Source organism: Sorangium sp. So ce124 (genome assembly GCF_051525235.1).
Taxonomy (GTDB): domain Bacteria; phylum Myxococcota_A; class Polyangia; order Polyangiales; family Polyangiaceae; genus Sorangium; species Sorangium atrum.
The window spans coordinates 429,811-446,345 of the sequence record NZ_CP150312.1; the positions used below are offsets into that span (position 1 = coordinate 429,811).

The window sequence follows — 16,535 nt, forward strand, 5'->3', positions numbered from 1 at the left end:
CGGACGAGGCCGATGCGCGGGAGATCTCACGACGAGGGCGCGCGCAGGAAGCGGGCAGCACGCGCAGCGCTCGCCTCGATGGCCGCGGCCGCGATCTCGGCCGCCGGGGTCGCGCCGGTCCGGGCCGAGCCCCCGGCCACGCCGCTCCGGGTGCGGCTCGAGTTCATCCGTGGGCCAGGCGCCGAGGAGTGCCCGGACGAGCAGCTCCTGCGCGCGGAGACGGTCCGGGCGATGGGAGGGGTCGACCCCTATGACGCGGAGGCTGCGTTCACGATGACGGCGTCCATCGAGCGCCGGCGCGGCAAGCTCGCCGCCTCGATGTTCCTCCGCGACGGCGACGGTCACGGACGCTGGTTCGACGGGTTTAGCGCCTACGATGACTGCAAGGTGCTCGTCACCGCCATGGCCCTGTCCATCGCCGTGCTGCTCGACGACGCCGCCGAGCTCGCCGCACCACCTGGGGTGCCAGCGAAGCCCGCTTCGCCGCCCGCGCCGCCCGAGGAGCCCTGCTCGCCGGATCGGCCCTGCCCGCCGCAGCCAGCCCATGCGCCGCCACCACCCCCGCGCACGGCGCCGCCGGTGCGCGCGCCGCCCCGGAGCAGCGCGTTGCCGCGGATTCCGGCAGGTCGCCTCTCCTGGGTGGCCGGCCTCGGCGCTGTGACGGGCCTCGGGATGACACCAGGCGTTGCCGGTGGGCCAGCGCTGTCCTTCGGGGCACGCTGGCCGGCGTGGTCCGTTACGCTGGAGGTCCGCGGGCTCGCCTCGCTGTCGGGAAACGTCGAAGCCGTCGACGTGTCGGTCTCCACCCTCACGACGGATGTCGTCTTCTGTCTCGACCGCCGCAGCCTGTTCGCGTGCGGCCTCGCCGAGCTCGGCATACTCCATGCGGCTCCCAACGTTCCGTTAAACGCGACATCACGGCTGAATCTCCACAGTGGATTCGGTGCACGGGCGGGTATCGAGTGGCCTCTGTCAGAAAATTTATCGGCCCGAGCACACGCGGATGTCGTTCGTCCTGTGGCCGGAGCCGCCATTCTTCGCCACCCAGGCGCTCCTGAGCCCGAGCGCCCCGTCTGGCGCGCGCCTGCTCTCGCCGTGGCACTCGGCATCGGTTTACAAGCGCGCTTCTGAGGGTGATTCGATCGTGAGCGCGGCAAAACGCTTCGGCAGATTGGCGCGGAAAGAGAAATTCCTCTCGCTTCATGGAATGGTGTTCATGAAAGTCGTCGTACGTCATTCGCCTTGCGCTGAAGAACGGCGCTCAAGTAAGGTTTCAGCTATGCGCACGGCACGATTCGTCCTTCCAGGGCTGCTGCTCATCGCTGGCTGCGAGCAGGAGCCCATCATCATCACGGGGCCCTGTACACCCGAAGAGATCAGACTGGGTTATTGCTCGGGGGTTGGCGCCGGCGGTGAGGGCGGTGAGGGCGGTGCTAGCGGCCAGGGCGGCGCCGGCGGCGAGACCAGCGCCGGCGGCCAGGGTGGCTCCGGCGGCGACATGCACAGCTCGCTGTGCTCCGGCCAGTGCACCCCGCCCGCGCCGCTCGGCTGGTTTGGCCCTGCGCTGCTCTGGTTCGGTCCGGAGGAGGCTGTTCCCGACTGCCCCGCCGACGCGCCAACGCTCGGCTACGAAGGCTTCGCCGATCTCCAGCAGCCGCCGATGGACTGCGCGGTCTGCGCGTGCGATCCGCCCGAAGCCTCGTGCGCGCTCCCCACCGGCTGGGCCGCATCCTCGTCCGCGTGCCCCGGCGACGGGCCGGGCACCGTGATGACCTCCTTCGCCGCGCCCGACGGCTGGGACGGCGCGTGCACCGCGGCGAACCCGATCCCTGAAGATCAGCTCTGCAACGGCGAGCCCTGCGTGCAGTCGCTCACGATCGCGGCGCCCTCGGTCATGACCGGCGCATGCACGCCGCGCCTCGACACGCCGCCGCCTGTCCCCAGGCTCGATCCGTGGGCGACGCGGGCCAGGGCGTGCCTCGCCGGCGCGTACACCGCGTGCGAGGACGCGACGACATGCGTGCCAGCGGCGCCGTCGGGCTTCCTGACCTGCGTCTACCACGAGGGCGACGACGCCAGCTGTCCGGAGGGGTACGCCGTCAGGCATGTCTTCTTCGAGGACGTGATCGATGGCCGCGAGTGCACCCCCTGCGGCTGCGGCGATCCGACCGGCGCCTCGTGCACCCTCATGGCTTCCGTGTACCGCGACGCCGCCTGCACGGACCTGCTCGCGTCGAGCCTCGTCAGCTCCAGCGTCCCGTTCTGCGTCGTAACGCCTCCCGGCGTCGCCCTGGGCAGCAAGTCGGCCGTGATCGCGGATGTCGAGCCGGGCGCGTGCGCGCCGCACGGGGGCGAGCCCGTGGGCGAGCTCGAGGCGAGCGCGCCCTCCACCTTCTGCTGCATGTCATGACTGGTTTCCGCCTGGAAGCCCTCTCGCAAGAGCGCACTGCACCGCCGCCCTCGCCGCCCCTTAGCGCCTCGCCCCCGCCGCCCGCCGCGGCAGGCGCGCCGTGAACGTCGTCCCTCGCTCCGCAGTGAAAGGCCATGATTACAACTTTAGACACCGCTGCAAGCGTGGACTCTGTTGAGCATGGCGACCATCGTTGAACTTGGCGGGGCTACCCATGTTGCTTTCGATGGGCTCACCACCGAGCGGCTGTTGCAGCTTGGCGCGACCCATGTGGTGCGCGCGTCCGACCGTCTTGTCATCGGTCCGAGCCGTCGGGACGCTCTGGAACATGCGCGGGCGCGTTGTGAGTGGTGGAATTCGACCGCAGAATGGGACAAGCTCTATTCGTCGGATGTCCACTGGGAGCCCCCCATCGCCTTGTGGGTATCGGCGAGCCTTCACGAGCGGGTGAACCTCTGGAGGACTTGCGGCTGGTTGCGCCATCTCGGGTTCGCGCATCACGACATCTTCGTTCTCGATTTTGAGCCCGTTCCACCGTCGAGAGCAGCGAGCCGTGAAATGTTGGCTCGTCCGTTTACCTGCTCCGAGTCCGTGTCCGATCATGCGGACGAGGCCCTCCTGGACCGCCTTGGCAAGGCGCAGTCCTGGTCGGGGGAACGCCTCGAACATGCCATTCGCCTCTGGGACAGCTACGTCGACGAGAACCCCTTGTCGTTCGCAGCGAGCTGCAGGGCTGGCGTCGAAGGCTTTCCGGAGCTTGCTCCCCTGTGGGCGTTCCTCTCCTGCTTCTTTCCAAGAAGGACTGCGGAGGGAGACCTGCGCCTGAGTCGATTCGACGAGATCATTCTCTCTCGGCTGTCGACTGAGTGGCAGACTCCGGCGGGCGTGGCCGCGCAGAAGTCGGAGACGCTGGTAGACATGTGGCATCTCCTTTTCTGTACAGGCGATCTGTTTCTGCCACGTCGGCTGGAGCACTGGGCAGACCACGATTCGAGCGCGGCCGTGGATCGCGCGCCTGGTCCAAAGCCGCCCAATGCTGGCTACCCCATGCTCTCGGAGGTGTATCGCCTCACCGAACGTGGGATGCGGCTACGGGACAAGGGACTCGACAAGCTCACGGATGCGCCAAGCCTGCCCATTGCCGGGACCGAGGCGTACTCGGCTTCCGCCCCCTGGGTGCTGCTCGACGACGGACGGCTCGCCCGGCTGGAAGAGCAAACTTGATCCGTAGGGCGGCATCACTGTGGCCACCTCACGCCACGCAATTCTATGCGCGCCTCGCCCCCGCCCCTCAGCCCTTCGCCGCCCCCCTCCGCGGCAGCCGCGCCGTGAACGTCGTCCCTCGCTCCACATGGCTCGCCACCTCGATCGCCCCGCCGTGCGCCCGCGCGATCTGATGCGCGATGAACAGCCCGAGCCCCAGCCCCCGCCCCGCGCTCGCTCGCCCCTCCGCGGGCGACGCCTGCTGCCAGGGCTCGAACAGCGTCCCGAGCCGCTCCGGCGCGATCTCCGGGCCCTTGTTGTGCACCTCGATCAGCACGTCTCCCCCGCGCGGCCGGATCGCCACCCGCACGGCGCTCCCGGGCTCGGCGTGGTCGACCGCGTTCTGCACGAGGTTCGTCACCATCTGGGCGATCCGCTCGGGATCCCACAGCCCCGCGCCGCTCCCCCGCAGATCGAGCCGGATCGGCACCCCCGCGTGCGTCGCCCGGAGCTCGTCGATTGCCCCCTTGCAGAGGACATGGAGGTTCCCCGGCCTCCGCGCGATCGGGATGCTGTCGCCGAAGCAGCTCCTGGTCAGATCGAGCAGGTCCTCGATCGTCCGCGCCATGCGGTGCGCGCTCGCCGCGATGCCCTCGACGCTCGTCGCCTGGCGCGGCGTCAGGTTGCCGTGGCGCACCAGCGTGCTCGACGCCAGCGTGACCGCCGTGAGCGGCGTGCGCAGGTAATGGCTGAGCGCTGCCAGGAATCGATCGCGAAACGCGAGATCGTCCAGCCTCGCAGCCTCCGCCCGCTTGCGATCGGAGATGTCGATCGCCGTGCCGATCATCCGGACGCTGCGCCCGGTCGCGTCGAAGAAGGTGCGCCCCTGCACGCAGACCCAGCGCTCGATCCGGTCGCGGAGCCCCACGAGGCGGTACTCGATGTTGTACTCGCCGCCGCTCTCCGGGGCCTGCGAGCGCCGCACGGCCTCCTGCACGCGCGCGCGATCGTCGGGGTGGATCGCCGAAAGGAAGAGCTCGTAATCGACGTCCGACGCCGGCTCCAGCCCGCACACCTCCCGGCAGCGGTCGTCCCAGCGCAGCTGGCCGGTCACCGTGTCGTAATCCCAGATGCCGACGCCGCCCGCCTGCGTCGCGAGCCGCAGGCGCGCGCCGCTGTCCTCGAGCGCGGCGCGCGTCGCCCGCTCGATCTCGAGGGCGCTCGTCCACATGCTCGCGTCCACCACCGCGTGGAGGACCTGCGCTTCCCCCACCCCGAGCGCGATGCCCTGGGCGACGCACTCCTCGATCAGCGCAGCCCGGAGGTGCGATAGCTCCCGCAGCGCCGCCGCGATGCAGCGGCCCCGCGTGACGCAGCGGCGCGCGTGGTCCTCGACGCGCTCATAAGCGCCGCGGAGCGCCGCGTCCTCGCCGGCGAGCCGGCTCGCAGCGAGCGCCTCGATGAGGTGCTCGAGCAGCGCCGGCACCGCGTCGACGAGCACCGGGCGCTCGCCCCGCAGCGGCGTCGGCGCCCTGGGATCGTCGAGCACCCGGCGCGTCCAGCGATCGAGCACGTCGCGCTTGCAGCTGCGGAGCCGGGAGGCAGCGGAGGTCTTTGCTAGCGGGCCGGCGTCATCCATCGACACAAAGCGAGCGCTCGCCGGCGCGGATGTCACGTGAGGACACCCCCTGATTGGCGCGTAAGTGACCGTCACCGGGCCCGGGCCTGACGTCTCCACCCTCGGCCCCCGGGCCTGACCTCTCTGCCTCGGCCCCCGGGCCCGGCGCCTCCGCCCTCGGCCCGCCGGCTCTTCGGTCCCCGGCCGATCCGCGTCCGCCGCGCCCCGGCGCTAGAACGCGCCCAGCACCCCGACCCCGCCGCCCTCCGGGCCGATGAGCGGCACGATGCGCGCGTGCACCCGCGCCGGCGAGCCGTGCCGTGCCGCCGCGGCGCTCGCGCCTTCCGCCCTCGATGGGCCCGAGGTCAGCACGAGGACCGCCCCCGCGGCGAGCGCGGCGACGCCGACGCCGACGCCGATCGTGGACACGAGCGCCTTGGTCTCCGCCGCGTCGATCTCCTTGCGACCTTCCGGCGTACACAGCTTCTCCGGACAGAGCGCTTCGTCCTTTTCCGCGTCGCTCGCCTGCCCCGCGGCGAGGATGCCGAACACGGCGCCGACGCCGAGCACCGCCGCGCCGGCGCCCCCGATCACGAAGCCCGCGGTCTGCAGGCTGCTCCCGCCGCTCCGGCCGCCGGCGCCGCCGCTGACCGGCGGAGCCTGCGGCCCGGCGGGCTTGCTCGTGGCCGCCACCGGCAGGAGCTTCGGGATGGCGATCGCCTTCAGAGCGGCGCTCTCGCCGACCTGGACGGTCGTCGACCAGACCGTGTAGCCGCTCGCCGTCGCCTCGACCTCGTGCGCCCCAGGATCGATCGGGATCGGCGTGCCGAGCGCGGCCGCGGGGATGTCGCCGCCGTCGACGCGGACCAGCAGGCCGGGCGTGTTCTCCGCGTTGAGCTGGATCTTCGAGAGCCTCGGCTCCAGCGCGTCGATGTGCTCCTGCGCGAACGCCTCGCGCGCGGCGTTGCCCTCCTTCTTCGAGGCGAAGAGCGCCTCCTTGAACTGCCCCCACGCCGTCGCCGTCCTGCCGAGCCCCTCGTTGCACAGGGCCAGGTTGAGCAGCGTCCCCGTGCCGGGCCGCAGGCGCTGGCTCTCGGCCAGCTTGGGGCACGCCTGCGCGTACGACTTCGCCTCCATCAGGCGGCGCCCCTCCTCGAACAACGTCTGGGCGAGCGTCGGATCGCCGCTCGCGGCCTGCGCGGCGGCGCTCGAGGGCGCGAGGAGGGCGGCCGAGCCGAGCAAAACCGCGGCGAGGGCGAGGCGGGCGCGACGGATCGCGCGGGGGGCATGGACTGTCGAGGGGATCATGGCTGTGAGCTCAGTGCGGGTCGTTCAGGTCGATGCCCTTGGGAGGGCGCTGCGTCGTCGCAGCTTGCGACGGGCGAGCGGCGGGCGCTGTGCGCCCCGCGGGCGCGCCTCCCCGAGCGGCGGTGGGCGCCGTCCTCGGCGACGCCGCGGGGGAGCTCGCGGCCGCGGCGGCGTTCGACGCGGGGGCGCTCGCGGCAGCGGAGGCGCTCGCCGCCGTTGCGTCGGCCGTCGTCGCTGCGTCGGCTGCGGCCCCTGTCGGTCGGATCGTCGGCCCGTCCGGCGTCGTCGTCGCGGCGGCAGGCGCGGGCCGCTCGGGGGTCGGCGCCGGCGCCGGCGCGGCGGTCTCCGCCGCGCTCACGGCGACCGTGGGGGCCGCCGCCGTGCCCTCCGTCCCGTCGGCGCCGCCCCGGCGGAGCACGTAGACGCTGCCGACGATGAGGCCCAGGAGGAGGGTCGCGGAGATCAGCGCGATCGCGAGGATCGCGGAAGGGGAGACCGATAGCCCAGGGATCCGGCGCCCGTCCGACGAGATCCCGAGGTGGGTCGACGAGGCGAAGGTCGCCGCGGCGCGCGAGCTCATCGGCGCGCTGTACGGACCGGGGACGATCTGCTGCTGCGGCGTGGGCGCCGGGAAGCCGTTCGGCGGGATCGGGCTCGGCCTGCCGTCCTCGGCAGGGCGAGGCCCGAAGGCGCCGTTGCCCGGCGACGGGGGGTGCGAAAACGGCGACGACGGGTGCGGGTAAGGCGTCGAGGCGTGGGCGATGGGCGACGGCGCCTGCGAGAACGGCGTCCCGTGCGGGAGCGGCGTCGGCGGGCGCGGCTGCGCTGTGTCGCGCTGCCCGGCCGGATGCGAGGCGAGCTCCGGCCACGACGGCTCGCGAGCGGCCGGCCCAGGGAGCCTCGAGTCCACGGCGGGGAACGACGGCTGCGACGCGCGCTGCCCGCCGGGGATCGCGGCGTGCAGCGACAGGCCGCCCATGCGCGCGATCCGGGCCAGGGTCGTGTACGTGCGCGCGGGCGCGAACGGCGCGAGCGACACGATGAGCTCGGCGACCGACGCGTGCCGGTGCTCGCGCTCGCGGGCGTACGCCTTCTCCAGCACGGCCGCGAGCGCGGCGGGCACGTCGGGGCGGATCTCCCGCAGCGGCGTCGGCGTGCCCGTCAGCACCTCCGCGCAGAGCTGCGGCAGCGTCTCCGCGTAGTACGGCTGCCTGCCGGCGAGCAGCTCGTAGAGCGAGACGCCGAGCGCATAGATGTCGGTCCGGTGATCCACCGAGCGCGTCTGCCGCATCTGCTCCGGCGACATGTACAGGGCCGAGCCCAGCGCCGCGTCCGTGCCCGTCAGGACGTCGACCGCGCCGGTCGCCATCTTGGAGATGCCGAAGTCGAGCACCTTGACGAGCGGCGAGCCGTCGACGCGCGCCGTCAGGAACAGGTTCGCCGGCTTGAGATCGCGGTGGACGATGCCGAGCCCGTGGGCCTCGACGATCGCCTCGCTGCCCTGCGCGATGTAATCGATCGCGTCCTCGACGCCGAGCACGCCTTGATCCCGCAGCAGGCGCGCCAGGTCGCTCCCGATCAGGAACTCCATGACCATGTAGGGAGCGCCGTTCTCGAGCGTGCCGACGTCCGAAACACGGGCGACGTGCTCGCTCTTGATCTTCATGCCGGCCTTCGCCTCGCGGAGGAAGCGGGCCGAGCCCTCGGGGTGCAGGGTGAACTCGGGGAGCAGGAACTTCAGGGCGACCCGCTCGTCGAGCACGACGTGGCGGGCCTCGACGACCACGCCCATGCCGCCCTGGCCGATGACCCGCTCGACGCGGTACTTGCCGGCGAGCACCGTCCCCGGCTCGACCGGGGGCAGCGAGGGCTGTTTCGTCTCCGAACCCGACACAGCGGGCGATGATCACCGCTTCGCCCGCGGACGGCAAGGGCGGGCGGCGCCGGTGTCGGGGCGCGGCGCGGCGAGGGGGACAGAACGGCGCTAAAGGCGCCATAACACGCGGTTTTTGTGCCGCCACACGGTCGCTTCGTCACGCGGCTCGCGCCGTCGCGAGGCCGCGTTGGCGTGCGGTCGCTCCATCACACGCCCGCGTTGCTGCGCGGTCGCGTTGCCTCGCGCTCTCCGTCAGACGCTCGTGTCGTCGCGTCCGCGCGCTGCGCCGCGCTCGCGCCGTCACGCTCGCGTCGCCACGCGCTCGCGCCGCCGCGCGCTCGCGCCGCCACGCGCTCGCGCCGCCACACGCTCTCGCCCACGCGCCGCCACGCGGTCGATCCCTGGCCGAATCGTCCTCGAAACGATCTCGCAGCGCGCCTCACGCGCGTCACGGAAGGCGAGACGCAACGGGGCACTTCTGGTTGGATAGGGCCACCCCCGGAGACAAACCACCGTGCGCCTGCTCATCCAGCACCGGACCCGTTACAACTATCCCCGCCCCGCCTCGCTCGGCCCGCAGCTCATCCGGCTGCGGCCCGCGACGCACGCGAAGGCGAAGATCGAGTCGTACAGCCTGAAGATCGACCCGCCGATCGCGGCGCGCTGGCAGCAGGACCCGTACGGCAACCACGTCGCGCGGGTGCTCTTGCCGGCGGGCGAGCGCGTTCCTCACCTCGACATCCTTGTCGAGCTCGCGGTCAGCGTGCGCCCCGTGAACCCGTTCGACTCCTTCCTCGACGAGCGCGCGAAGGAGGTCCCGTTCTCGTATCCGGCCGAGCTCAAGCAGGACCTGGCCCCCTTCCTCGACAGCTCCGACCCGTCGTTCGCCCGCGGCCCGCTGCTCGATGAGTTCCTCGCCGGGCTGCCCTCGAAGGGCGACACCGTGTCGCTCCTCGTCGCGCTGAACACCGCCGTGAACCGGCGCATCAAGTACGTCATCCGCGAGGAGGCCGGCATCTGGACGCCGGAGGAGACGCTCGCGCAAGGGCGCGGCAGCTGCCGCGACTCGGCGGTGCTGCTCATCGCGGCGCTCCGGTCGCGCGGGCTCGCCGCGCGCTTCGTGAGCGGCTACCTCGTGCAGCTCACGGACGAGGGGATGATCCCCGACCAGCCGCGCGGCGTGAGCCGCGACGTCGTCGACCTGCACGCGTGGGCCGAGGTCTTCCTCCCCGGCGCAGGCTGGATCGGCCTCGACGCGACGAGCGGCCTGCTCTGCGGCGAAGGCCACATCCCGCTCGCCTGCACCGCCTCGCCCGCGCTCGCGGCGCCGGTCGAGGGCACGAGCGACACGCGCGCGACCGACGTGACCTTCGAGATGAAGGTCGGACGGCTCGGCCACGAGCCGCGCCCCACCACGCCCTACGAGGAGCCCGTGTGGCAGGAGCTCCTGTCCGTGGCCGATCGCGCGGACGAGCGGCTCGCCGCCGCGGGCCTCTCCCTGACCATGGGCGGCGAGCCGACGTTCAACTCGCGCGAGTACCCGGACGCGCCCGAGTGGTCCGAGGGCGCGCTCGGCCCGACGAAGTGGTCGCAAGGGCTCCGGCTCGCGCACGAGCTCCGGCGCCGGATCACGCCGGGCGGCGTCCTGCTGCTCCGCGCCGGCAAGCACTACCCCGGCGAGAGCCTGCCCCGCTGGGCGCTCGAGATCATCGGCCGGCGCGACGGCGTCCCGCTCTGGACCGAGATGTCCCAGGCGCGCCACGCCGATCCGGCGACCAGCGCGTCGCGCGGGCGCGGCGTCGAGCTCTCGCGGAAGTTCGCCGACGCGCTCGCGTCGCGGCTCGGGCTGGCCGACTTCCTGATGCCGGCCCTCGAGGACCCCTGGCGCCACCTCCAGGACGAGGCGAGCCTGCCCACCGACGTCGACCCGCTCAAGGCGAACCTCGACGACCCGGAGGAGCGGCGGCGCCTCGCGCGGGTCCTCGATCGCGGCCTCGGGCGAGAGGTCGGCTTCGTCCTGCCCCTCGCGCGCCAGTGGGGGTCGTGGATCAGCGAGCGCTGGGGCTTCCGGCGCGGGCACCTCTTCCTGCTCCCGGGCGACAGCTCCATCGGCCTGCGCCTCCCGCTCCGCTCGCTCGTCGCGGTGGCCCCGCCGCCGCCGATCGAGGAGCTCGTGTCGCCGCAGGACCCGCGGCGCGGCGATCTCGAGCTCGACGAGGAGGACGAGAAGCAGCGCCGCGTCGAGCTGCTGGACGGCGACGGCGACCCGGAGCACGCCGAGACGGCGCGCGCGCGCGCGGCCCAGCGGCACGCCCACGACGGCGAGCGCGCCGCGCATCACGCCCAGCGCGCCGCCCCCGCCGCGGGGCGATCGGGCTACGGCGTGCGCACGGCGCTCTGCGTCGAGACGCGCGACGGCCTCGTCCACGTCTTCCTTCCGCCGCTCCTCTCGCCGGGCGACTTCTTCGACCTCGTCGCCGCGATCGACGCGACCCGGCAGGAGACGGGCATCGACGTGCTGCTCGAGGGGTACCCGCCCCCTCCCGGCGCGAACGTGCTCCGCTTCTCTGTGACGCCGGACCCGGGCGTGCTCGAGGTGAACCTGCCGCCCTCCGACGGGGTGCGCGCGTACGCGTCGCTCCTCGAGACGGTGTTCGACGCGTCGCTCCACAGCGGCCTGCACTGCGAGAAATACCTGGTCGACGGGCGCATGGCGGGGAGCGGGGGCGGCCATCACCTCACGTTCGGCGGCCCGACGCCGCTCTCGAGCCCCTTCCTGCGCCGGCCGGATCTGCTGGCCAGCCTGCTCACGTTCAACCAGCACCACCCGTCGCTCTCGTACATGTTCGCCGGCCTCTTCGTCGGCCCGACGTCGCAGGCGCCGCGCGTCGACGAGGCGCGCCACGAGAACCTCTACGAGCTGGAGATCGCGCTCTCGCGCGCGTTCGAGCGCCGGCAGAACGAGCCTGCGTGGCTCTCGGACCTCCTGTTCCGCCACCTGCTCGTGGACATGACGGGCAACACGCACCGCGCCGAGGTGAGCATCGACAAGCTGTTCGATCCGCAGACGGCGCACGGCCGGCAGGGGCTCATCGAGCTGCGCGCCTTCGAGATGCCGCCGCACTTCCGGATGGCGGTCGCCCAGGCGCTCCTCGTCCGCACGCTGCTCGCCTCGTTCGCCGAGGAGCCGTACTCGGGCCGGCTCGTGCGCTGGGGACAGGCGCTGCACGACCGCTTCCTCTTGCCGTACTACCTGTGGCGCGACTTCGAGGACGTGCTGGATCACCTAAAGCAGCGCGGGCTCGCCCTGCCCGCGGACGCGTACCGGCCGTTCATCGAGCTGCGCTGCCCGGTGGTGGGCACGCTGCACGCCGGCGACGTGGTGCTGGAGGTGCGCAACGCGATCGAGCCGTGGCACGTGCTCGGCGAGGAGCTGACGACGACGGGCACGTCGCGCTACGTGGACTCGTCGATGGAGCGCATCGAGGTGCGCGTGCAGGGGCTCACGCCGGAGCGCCACACGGTGCTCGTGAACGGCCATGTGCTGCCGCTCCGGCCGACGGGCACGGCGGGCGAGCACGTGGGCGGCGTGCGGTTCCGCGCCTGGGCGCCGCCGCACAGCCTGCACGCGCACCTCGGCATCCACCACCCCGTCCACATCGACATCCTGGACACGTGGGGCAAGCGCTCGATCGGCGCGTGCGCCTACCACGTGTGGCACCCCGAGGGCCGCGCCTTCGACGCCGCGCCGCTCACGCGGTTCGAGGCGGCGGCGCGGCGCGCGCAGCGGTTCACGATCGAGGGGCCGACGCCCTGGCCGGTGACAGCGAAGCAGGCGTTCGCCCACGGCGACGCGCCCTGCACGCTGGATCTGCGGCGCTACGCCGTGGACCGGCCGCCGCCCAAGCCGCAGAAGCCCGAAGGCGAGGGGTGAGCTGCGGGGCCGCGCTGCGGTGAGACCCAGCGCGGCCGGGGGCTCGCCTGGACGGAGGTCCGTCGCTCACGGTCGAGCCGGGTGTGACACTTTGGCCCAGCGCGCACGCCCGGCGCGCCGCGCCGGAAATCCCGGCGCCGGCGGCGCCGAGCGCCGCCAAGGCCCGCTCCGCTGTGGCGATTTGCCTTCTCGCCAGACCCCCCACCTCCGTCGGCCGACGTGCTCGGGTGAGCCGGAAGTCCGGCGCCGAGCTCGCTTTGCGCGGCATAACGGCTCTCCGGGTCTGCGGAACAACAGGTGAGTCGCGTCAGAACGCCGATTGGTACGCCCCCTGCTTGGGTGTTCGATGTCCCCTGCATCGCATGCGGACAGTACACCACGAAGGAGGACAACTCATGTTGCGCAAGGTGCTCGCAGTGCTCTTGGTTTCCACGGTTCCCCTGGCGGCAGGCTGTTTCGTCGACGCGGACGATGACAAGGACGAAGGGGACGACTGCATCACGGCGTGTTCGACGGATCGGGACGATTGCGTCGCTGCATGTGACGACGACGGCGATTGCGTCTCGGCGTGCGAAGAAGAGCACGACTGCGACTCGCTCTGCATCTGAGAGCGCCGCGCCGTCGCTGGATCAGGGATGTCGCCCGGGCAGGCGCCGCGAGAGCCTGGCCGCGAGCGACGGGCGGGTCCGGATCACGTGCCGCATCGGCCGGAGCCCGGAGGGGAAGGCGGCCTCGGCGAGCGAGGGCAGGAGCGCTTCATCGACGTTCTTGACGGCGACCACGCGCTCTTCCCTCCGCTCGATCCAGATGAGCTCGCCGTCGCCGGCCCGCCCGAGCCGCGGCTCCTCGCCGGCGATCGGCGAGGCGTCGTAGAGCCGCCACAGCGCGGCCTCGACGCTCGCCGCGGCGCCGGCGTCGTCCCACGCCGACGCCCACGCCGTACCGATCGCGTCCGTCTTCCGATCGCGCACGAACAGGGCGCGATCGCCGTCCCAGGCCGCGGCCAGCGCGCGCATGTCGCCGAGCTCGGGCGCGCCCTCGAGCGGGCGCAGGAGCAGGTACGTGAGCCACTCGCCGAGGGTGTCCCAGTTGAGCCGCTCGAGCCGCTCGTCGAGCGCGGACGGGATCTCGTCGAGTCCGACGCCGACCTCGGGGTCCTGGGCGTCGAGGGTGAGGATCTGCTGGGTGCTCGCGGGCGCCCGCGTCGTGAAGAGCGCGTCCTCGCTCGACCAGTCGAACGGCGGGAGCCTGTCGATGAAGGGCGTCACCGCGCTCACGCCGGTCAGGTTGTGGGCGCAGTACTCGAGCCCGAAGCTGTAGGCGAACGATGGATACGCCATGAACAAGAGGGGGAGCTCGCTCCCGGCGAGGAGCTCTTCCCGACGCGCGTGCACCGAGGACAGGAGCGGCCCCCAGTCCACGAGGTGCAGATCGGCGTCGAGGCGCTCCTGCATGATGAAGCGCCCCTCCGCGAGCGTCGCGTCGCCCTCGGTGACCGCCCGCTGCGCGAGGAATGCGTCGCTCGTCAGCGCGTCGTCCTGGTCCGGCGCCAGGTCGAAATGCTGATCCTGGAGCCCATGCACGTACTCGTGGACGAGGACGGCGTCGTCCACCTCGCCGATGAGCACGATGCCCTCGCTCTCGGGAGAGTACCAGGCAGCGGCCCAGTCTCCCGAGCGAGCCAGCGTCCCCCGCAGGTCCGCGTCGACGGCGAAGAAGCCGAGCCGGCCGTAGGTCGCGGCCATCTCCGCGAGATCGGCCTCCTCGGCGTCGGCCGCGGCCGCCTCCTGGTCCGCCTCGTACTCGTCCCGCGATATCGTGACGACAGGCACGGCGTGGCGGAACGACAGCTCGCGCACCTGCTCGGCGCGCCTCGCGAGCCGGGCGAAGCGGCGCTCCTCCTCGGATGGCTCGTCACTGCAGCCGGCGACCGTCGGGATGAAGGACAGCCCCACGAGAAGCGCGATGCCATCGAAGAATCGGTTCATGGTGGCCGGGCGCCTAGCACCGCATGTGCCGGGTTCGTCGTCGCAGTATTCCCGGTCGATCCAGGCGGGCCGCAGTCGGCCGCGCCATCGCGCCGTGCGCGGGGCGGGCCGGCGCAGCGCAAGCCGTTGTGCGCTTGCGCAAACGGTCGCGCAATTGCGCAATGGGCCATCCGCTCGACGCGCCGCCGCTCGCCGGGATGGCGATGCGCCGCCCGCCGCCCGCCGCTGCGGTCCGTCCCGGCGGGCGATGGTTGGGGTCGGAGGGGGAGGGGATCAAGCCGCCGAGAGGTAATGGCGCGCGATGAGGTCGTTCTGGAGCCAGAGCAGCTTGTTGAACGCGCGGAGGGTGCGCACCTCGGCTTCCCGGTCGAGGCCCAGCGCCAGGATGGTCTGGAGCAGGGCGTCCGACACGAAGCCCATGAGCGCGTTCATCTGCACGAGCGGGACGACGACCTCGGGATTGCCGGCCTTCGTGGTGTGGATTTTCCCCACCATGTCGAGGTAGGTGACCATCTTCGGATCATACGGATGGGTCACGAGCCGGACGAGGTAGACCGAGAGGTGCTGCTTGCGGAACTTGATCTGCTCGTGGTCCAGCGTGAGCGACGCCAGGTCGGCCGGGGGCGCCCCCTCGTAGCCGTGCTGCTTCGGCACGAAATGGCGCTTCGTGGCGTCGTAGAGGAACAGCTTCTCGTACACCGCGTCGACGAGCGCCTCCACCCGCGGGGCGAGGTGCGGCGCGGCGCCGTGGATCGCCGCGATGTCCGCCTCGCCGAAGCCGACAAACTCGATGAGATATCCGAACCGATACTCGAGATCTGACTCCAGACGGCTCTCGTCGATGTGTTTCATCACCACGGTTCTCCTCCGCGTCTTCGCCGGCGGCATGCCGCGAGGCGACGCAGGGTGAAGACACCGGACCAGCTGTCGCCTGTCAAGCCTTGACGTGACAGGCCGCCGCGGCACCGGGCGACAGGGGCGCGCGCCGTCTGCTCGATCACGTCGATCTCGTCGATCACATCGATCACGTCCCCCACGTCCATCACCGCGAGAGGCCTGCTGCCGTGTCCGCTCGCGAGCGCCCGGCGAGGATCCGACGGCACGAGCCGCTCGCCGGTCGCTGCGCCGGTGTAGGGGGAGCTCCGATCTGGAGAGCAGGCAGCGACCGATGGCTGGGCTGTGCCGGCGCCCTTATGGCCACGGTTCGGTGGGAGCGCGTTCGGCCTCTCCCCACAGCGCAGCGTCAGGAGGAGGTTATGCAGAACACTGGACCGACAGCGGATCCGAGAGGCGCAGGCCCGAAGCCGCCTTTCGAGGGCAAGACACAGGAGCGTCCCGGAATCGAAGGCAGGATGGATCCGAGGCCCGATTACGGCGAATCGTCGTACAAGGGGCTCGGCCGGCTGAAGGACCGCATCGCGCTGATCACGGGAGGGGACAGCGGGATCGGCCGCGCCGTCGCGCTCGCGTTCGCCCGTGAGGGGGCCCACGTGGCGATCTCGTACCTGAGCGAGCACGAGGACGCGAAGGAGACCGCGCGCGTCGTGAAGGAGGCGGGGCGGGAGGCGCTCACGATACCCGGCGATCTGGCCGACGAGGGCCATTGCAGGAAGGTCGTCGAGGAGGCGGCGCGCAAGTTCGGGCGCATCGATATCCTGGTGAACAACGCGGCGGAGCAGGGCAAGGCCGTCGAGCGGTTCGAGGACATCGACGCTGCGCGCGTCGAGCGCACCTTCCGCGTCAACATCCTGGCCATGTTTCACATGGTCCGGTACGCGCTTCCGCACATGAAGGAAGGCGGCTCGATCATCAACGTCGCCTCGATCCAGGCGTACCAGCCGAGCTCGAATATCCTCGATTACGCGTCCACCAAGGGGGCGATCGTCACCTTCACCAAGGGCCTGGCGCAGGACCTCATCGAGCGTGGCATCCGCGTCAACGCCGTGGCGCCCGGGCCCGTGTGGACGCCGCTCATCCAGCAATCGTTCGACAAGGAGAAGGTGGCCACCTTCGGCAAGAATCATCCAATGGAGCGCCCGGCACAGCCGGTCGAGCTCGCCCCGGCGTTCGTCTTCCTGGCCTCGAACGAGGCGAGCTACGTCAACGGCGAGATACTCGGTGTAACCGGCGGCAAACCGCTCTCCTGAGGGGCGCACCCGCTGCGGATACGGGCCCACCTCGACGTTTTCGGTGCTCAG

The 16,535-nt window shown here is 71.8% G+C and carries 11 protein-coding genes; 6 read left to right on the forward strand and 5 right to left on the reverse strand.

Features of this window, described 5'->3' with window-relative positions; all coding sequences use genetic code 11:
• Positions 1 to 12: 12 nt before the first annotated feature.
• The 3 genes from WMF19_RS01610 to WMF19_RS01620 all read left to right on the forward strand — a co-directional run bounded on the left by WMF19_RS01610 (position 13) and on the right by WMF19_RS01620 (position 3,634).
• Positions 13 to 1,131, forward strand: coding sequence for a hypothetical protein (locus WMF19_RS01610; protein WP_437897459.1), 1,119 nt, complete (start codon positions 13 to 15; stop codon positions 1,129 to 1,131).
• A gap of 148 nt (positions 1,132 to 1,279) precedes the next feature.
• Positions 1,280 to 2,410: a hypothetical protein gene (locus WMF19_RS01615; RefSeq protein WP_437897461.1), complete on the forward strand. Its 1,131-nt coding sequence runs from the start codon at positions 1,280 to 1,282 to the stop codon at positions 2,408 to 2,410.
• A gap of 180 nt (positions 2,411 to 2,590) precedes the next feature.
• On the forward strand, positions 2,591 to 3,634 hold the full coding sequence (locus WMF19_RS01620; RefSeq protein WP_437897462.1) for a hypothetical protein: 1,044 nt from the start codon (positions 2,591 to 2,593) through the stop codon (positions 3,632 to 3,634).
• Between the two features lie 67 nt (positions 3,635 to 3,701).
• Here the strand turns inward: WMF19_RS01620 and WMF19_RS01625 are convergent, their stop codons facing one another.
• From WMF19_RS01625 to WMF19_RS01635, 3 genes are all read right to left on the reverse strand, one after another.
• Complete coding sequence (locus WMF19_RS01625) at positions 3,702 to 5,252, reverse strand: ATP-binding protein (protein WP_437897463.1); 1,551 nt, start codon at positions 5,250 to 5,252, stop codon at positions 3,702 to 3,704.
• Between the two features lie 210 nt (positions 5,253 to 5,462).
• On the reverse strand, positions 5,463 to 6,539 hold the full coding sequence (locus tag WMF19_RS01630; protein ID WP_437897464.1) for a hypothetical protein: 1,077 nt from the start codon (positions 6,537 to 6,539) through the stop codon (positions 5,463 to 5,465).
• A gap of 10 nt (positions 6,540 to 6,549) precedes the next feature.
• Positions 6,550 to 8,433: a serine/threonine protein kinase gene (locus tag WMF19_RS01635; protein ID WP_437897465.1), complete on the reverse strand. Its 1,884-nt coding sequence runs from the start codon at positions 8,431 to 8,433 to the stop codon at positions 6,550 to 6,552.
• A gap of 496 nt (positions 8,434 to 8,929) precedes the next feature.
• Here WMF19_RS01635 and WMF19_RS01640 point away from each other — a divergent pair, with 496 nt between their 5' ends.
• The gene (locus tag WMF19_RS01640; protein ID WP_437897466.1) at positions 8,930 to 12,349 is read left to right on the forward strand and encodes a DUF2126 domain-containing protein; all 3,420 of its coding nucleotides are present in this window, start codon (positions 8,930 to 8,932) and stop codon (positions 12,347 to 12,349) included.
• A 395-nt stretch (positions 12,350 to 12,744) separates the two neighbouring features.
• On the forward strand, positions 12,745 to 12,957 hold the full coding sequence (locus WMF19_RS01645) for a hypothetical protein (RefSeq protein ID WP_272097371.1): 213 nt from the start codon (positions 12,745 to 12,747) through the stop codon (positions 12,955 to 12,957).
• Positions 12,958 to 12,978: 21 nt separating this feature from the next.
• Here WMF19_RS01645 and WMF19_RS01650 read toward each other — a convergent pair whose 3' ends face one another.
• Positions 12,979 to 14,337 carry a hypothetical protein gene (locus WMF19_RS01650; RefSeq protein ID WP_437897468.1) on the reverse strand — a complete coding sequence of 453 codons (1,359 nt, stop codon included), beginning with the start codon at positions 14,335 to 14,337 and terminating at the stop codon, positions 12,979 to 12,981.
• 273 nt (positions 14,338 to 14,610) lie between these two features.
• Positions 14,611 to 15,189 carry a protoglobin family protein gene (locus WMF19_RS01655; protein WP_437897469.1) on the reverse strand — a complete coding sequence of 193 codons (579 nt, stop codon included), beginning with the start codon at positions 15,187 to 15,189 and terminating at the stop codon, positions 14,611 to 14,613.
• Positions 15,190 to 15,593: 404 nt separating this feature from the next.
• Here WMF19_RS01655 and WMF19_RS01660 point away from each other — a divergent pair, with 404 nt between their 5' ends.
• Complete coding sequence (locus WMF19_RS01660) at positions 15,594 to 16,484, forward strand: SDR family oxidoreductase (protein ID WP_437897470.1); 891 nt, start codon at positions 15,594 to 15,596, stop codon at positions 16,482 to 16,484.
• Positions 16,485 to 16,535: the final 51 nt, after the last annotated feature.

Bases quoted from the DNA above. Each gene is read 5' to 3' on its own strand.
- WMF19_RS01660 (WP_437897470.1), top strand. From the start codon at position 15,594: ATGCAGAACACTGGACCGACAGCGGATCCGAGAGGCGCAGGCCCGAAG.
- WMF19_RS01645 (WP_272097371.1), top strand. From the start codon at position 12,745: ATGTTGCGCAAGGTGCTCGCAGTGCTCTTGGTTTCCACGGTTCCCCTG.
- WMF19_RS01630 (WP_437897464.1), bottom strand. From the start codon at position 6,539: ATGATCCCCTCGACAGTCCATGCCCCCCGCGCGATCCGTCGCGCCCGC.
- WMF19_RS01625 (WP_437897463.1), bottom strand. From the start codon at position 5,252: ATGGATGACGCCGGCCCGCTAGCAAAGACCTCCGCTGCCTCCCGGCTC.
- WMF19_RS01615 (WP_437897461.1), top strand. From the start codon at position 1,280: ATGCGCACGGCACGATTCGTCCTTCCAGGGCTGCTGCTCATCGCTGGC.
- WMF19_RS01620 (WP_437897462.1), top strand. From the start codon at position 2,591: ATGGCGACCATCGTTGAACTTGGCGGGGCTACCCATGTTGCTTTCGAT.
- WMF19_RS01655 (WP_437897469.1), bottom strand. From the start codon at position 15,189: ATGAAACACATCGACGAGAGCCGTCTGGAGTCAGATCTCGAGTATCGG.
- WMF19_RS01610 (WP_437897459.1), top strand. From the start codon at position 13: ATGCGCGGGAGATCTCACGACGAGGGCGCGCGCAGGAAGCGGGCAGCA.
- WMF19_RS01650 (WP_437897468.1), bottom strand. From the start codon at position 14,337: ATGAACCGATTCTTCGATGGCATCGCGCTTCTCGTGGGGCTGTCCTTC.